Annotated in this window: 4 protein-coding genes and 1 pseudogene; 1 reads left to right on the top strand and 4 read right to left on the bottom strand. The window is 55.0% G+C overall.

Annotated elements, in window-relative coordinates; translation table 11 throughout:
• The 4 genes and pseudogenes from ACR0C6_RS20920 to istA form a co-directional block, all read right to left on the bottom strand.
• Nucleotides 1-346 (bottom strand): annotated as a pseudogene (locus ACR0C6_RS20920) (hypothetical protein); the annotation flags it as partial.
• Nucleotides 347-359: 13 nt separating this feature from the next.
• Complete coding sequence (locus ACR0C6_RS20915) at nucleotides 360-818, bottom strand: hypothetical protein (RefSeq protein WP_480484939.1); 459 nt, start codon at nucleotides 816-818, stop codon at nucleotides 360-362.
• A gap of 177 nt (nucleotides 819-995) precedes the next feature.
• A complete protein-coding gene (gene istB / locus ACR0C6_RS20910) occupies nucleotides 996-1,784 on the bottom strand; it encodes an IS21-like element helper ATPase IstB (RefSeq protein WP_480474839.1) in 789 nt (262 codons plus the stop codon).
• A complete protein-coding gene (istA, locus tag ACR0C6_RS20905; protein ID WP_480474840.1) occupies nucleotides 1,774-3,303 on the bottom strand; it encodes an IS21 family transposase in 1,530 nt (509 codons plus the stop codon). The genes istB and istA overlap by 11 nt, the downstream gene beginning before the upstream one ends.
• A gap of 51 nt (nucleotides 3,304-3,354) precedes the next feature.
• On the opposite strand from istA, the gene ACR0C6_RS20900 reads away from it, so the two are divergent.
• On the top strand, nucleotides 3,355-3,579 hold a 225-nt coding region (locus ACR0C6_RS20900; RefSeq protein WP_480621014.1), incomplete at its 3' end, for a hypothetical protein.

Here is a 3,579-nt window from a genome sequence, read left to right as displayed (position 1 = left end):
CATCACCGGTAAGCTTGATAATCTCACCTCCGGCACTTTCGATACTTGGATTGATGATGTCCCGTCGTAGGTCTTTGAGACGAGCAAGTGTTCCCGCCTCGTTAGCCGCCATAAGCCGTGAGTAGCCGACCATATCGGCGGCAAGTATGGCGGCAAGTCGGCGTGTCATGCGCATTTCCCAATAGCAACCTTTTTTCGAATCTATCAAGTTCGGCAGTAGTGTGCCAACTTTCGAGAATGTCCGCTTCGGGCTGCCACCGGTCATTAATGTGAAAAGTAACGAAAGGCGACAACAAGCCCAATGCGGGCTTTGCCAACCTTTCAAATCAGCATCATCCCCGACCATTTCAGTTCGAGTTTCAATCCCTAGCGGGCAAGGCAACCTCGCCTTCCCAGTCAGAAATACGGTGCGGTAGCGCCAGGAAATTTGACGCCACACGTGTTTTGGTCGTTCCACTTCCAGTCATCCCCGAATATTTGCCGGTGGAGGAAACAATCCGCCAGTTGTTGACGCCGAAGGCAACAACCTCCCATCTCATGGTGAACGTGTCCTCTTCTTCACCATAAACACAGACGCCACCGCCGCTGACACCGCTGGGTCCGCCGAAACCCGAGCCCACGCACCGGACAAAACCAGGATCGATTGGTCCCTCGTCAACGGTATAAGTCCCATAGTTGTCCTCTTTCCAGAACACGTCCTCGCCCGCGGAAATTTGCTCTTGGTTGACGACATAGAAGTTCGTTGCCGACACTTTCTCTGCAGCAGTCAGACAATGAGGCGCAAAGAGAACTGCGGGGATAAGCATTGAACGCAACATGTTGTTTCCTTCGACAGTGGGGCAAAACCAGCATGATAGAGACTACGAAATTTATTGCTAGGAAAGGAACGCATAGCCGGACCTGAAAAGTCAGCTTCGTCCCGCTGTTGATTTCCGCTGAGAAGTGACCCGGTATTTTCACCGAGATTTGACCCACCTTTGTTTATGTCTCAGCGTTTATGTTGTGGTCAATGTTGGCGTTTCCTTTCTCGTTTTCCTTGCTTCAGAACTTGCCTTGAAGCGGTAGCTGTCGTTACCGGTTTCGAGGATGTGGCAGCGGTGCGTGAGGCGGTCGAGGAGAGCTGTTGTCATCTTTGCATCCCCGAAGACCTGCGCCCATTCAGAGAAGCTGAGGTTGGTTGTGATGATGACGCTGGTGCGCTCATAGAGCTTGCTGAGCAGGTGGAATAGCAGTGCGCCGCCGGATGAGCTGAATGGCAGGTAGCCGAGCTCGTCGAGAATGACCAAGTCGACCTTGGTCATCATCTCAGCCATCTTCCCGGTTTTGCCTAGCACCTTTTCCTGCTCCAGCGCATTGACCAGTTCCACTGTCGAATAGAAGCGGACTTTACGCCTGTGATGTTCGATGGCCTGAACGCCGATGGCAGTCGCGATGTGGCTCTTGCCAGTACCGGGGCCGCCGATCAGGACAACGTTCTCTGCATTTTCCATGAACTCTCCGCGGTGCAATTGCCGGACAGTGGCCTCGTTGATCTCACTGGATTTGAAGTCGAAGCCTGCGAGGTCTTTGTAAGAGGGGAAGCGCGCCACCTTGGTGTGATAGGCGATTGACCGCACCTCCCGCTCAGCGATCTCAGCTTTGAGAAGCTGAGACAGCATCGGTGTTGCGGTCTCGAAGGCGGGCGCGCCCTGAGCGACCAGATCCTCTACTGCATTTGCCATGCCATACAGCTTGAGGCTGCGCAGCATGATCACGACGGAAGCTCCTGCTGGATCATGACGCATGGCGCTTCTCCCCGGTTTGTCTCAGATCATCGTAGCGGTCCACGTTTGCCTTCGGGGTCGTTTCCAAAGCCAGCGCATCTGGTGGGTCGATCTCTGGAAGGTCTGTTTGCTTCTTGTCAATCAAGCGGTGCAGCAGGTTCAGGATATGCGTCTTGGTAGGAACCCCGGCTTCCAACGCCAATTCTACGGCGCGTAGAACTGCGTCCTCGTCGTGATGCAAAACCAGTGACAGGATATCGACCATTTCCCTGTCACCACCCTCTTTGCGGAGCATATGATCCTGGAGTCGACGGAAGGCATCTGGCATCTCTGTGAACGGCGCACCGTTACGCAGAGCACCCGGTTTACGTTGGATGACTGCCAAATAGTGACGCCAATCGTAGACCACTCTGCCAGGCTTGCGATGTGACCGCTCTATGATCCGCTCATGTGAACAAACGGTTTGGCCCTCAGCCACGATGACCAGACGTTCGGGGTAGACATGCAGGCTGATACGCTGGTTGGCAAAGCTGGCCGGCACGCTGTACCGGTTGCGTTCGAAGGTCACCAGGCATGTCGGCGATACCCGTTTGCTGTGTTCGACAAATCCATCGAAGGCGGGCGGCAGCGCCATCAACGTGGGCTTCTCAGCTTCCCATGCATCAGCAACAGTACCCGGCAATTCCCGGTGCTTTGTCTCGGCCCATAGGGCGACACAGCGATCCTCAAGCCATTGGTTCAGCTCGCCCAGATCCTTGAAGATGGGCATGACCTGCCACAGCCGGTTGCGCGCATCGCGGACGTTCTTCTCGACCTGACCTTTCTCCCAACCCGCAGCAGGGTTGCAGAACTCTGGTTCAAAAACATAATGGCTGGCCATGGCCTTGAAGCGGGCATTGATGTCACGCTGCTTGCCTCGGCCCACACGGTCCACGGCCGTCTTCATATTATCGTAAATCCCGCGGCCGGGAACGCCACCAAACACGCGGAACGCATGCCAATGGGCGTCAAACAGCATCTCATGCGCTTGCAACGGATAGGCTCGCACGAGGAAAGCCCGGCTGTGTGAGAGTTTGATATGGGCGACCTGAAGCTTGACCCGATCTCCACCGATATTGGCCCAGTCTTCGCTCCAGTCGAACTGGAACGCTTCACCCGGCTGGAATACCAGCGGCACGTAAGTTCCGCGTCCCGTCGTCTGTTCCGCACGGTGCCGATCTGACCGCCACGTCCGCGCGAATGCGGCAACACGGCCATAGGATCCTTCATAACCCAGCTTCACCAGATCAGCATGCATCTGCTTCACCGTGCGCCGCTCCTTGCGGGGCTTGCGTGTCTGGGCGAGCAGCCAGGCAGACAACCGATCCGCATACGGATCCAATTTGCTAGAACGCGGCGGTGTCTTGAACTTCGGTTCTACAGCGCCTTCGCGTAGATACTTTTTGATGGTGTTGCGAGACAGCCCCGTGCGCCGTGAAATCTCGCGAATTGGCATTTTGTCACGCAATGCCCAGCGTCGTATGACACTCAAAAATCCCATGTCGATCACTCCAAATCTCCCCAAACGAAAACGTCGGGGCAATGTGCTCACATGGGTCAATTCTCAGTGAAAATTATCTGGCTTACCGGGTCACTTCTCAGCGGAAATCAACAGAAAGGTAAGAAAAGTGGCCAACAGGAAAAGTCTAGACGCTTTCTTGTTGGCGCTGGTGTCCGAGAGGTCGGGGAAGCCGAAGAAATCCGGTTTGTTCTAGAAAGCAAGTACGGAAGTTCTGCCCCAGACTTTGATTGGCTAACCCACATCGCTGATCTAAAC

The organism is Ruegeria sp. AL12 (assembly GCF_056540885.1).
Note: the sequence above shows the minus strand (reverse complement) of the source record. Positions and strands in the feature narration are given on the sequence as shown.

Excerpts from the sequence above, each read along its gene's own strand:
- istB (WP_480474839.1), bottom strand. The coding sequence starts at position 1,784 with ATGCGTCATGATCCAGCAGGAGCTTCCGTCGTGATCATGCTGCGCAGC.
- ACR0C6_RS20915 (WP_480484939.1), bottom strand. The coding sequence starts at position 818 with ATGTTGCGTTCAATGCTTATCCCCGCAGTTCTCTTTGCGCCTCATTGT.
- istA (WP_480474840.1), bottom strand. The coding sequence starts at position 3,303 with ATGGGATTTTTGAGTGTCATACGACGCTGGGCATTGCGTGACAAAATG.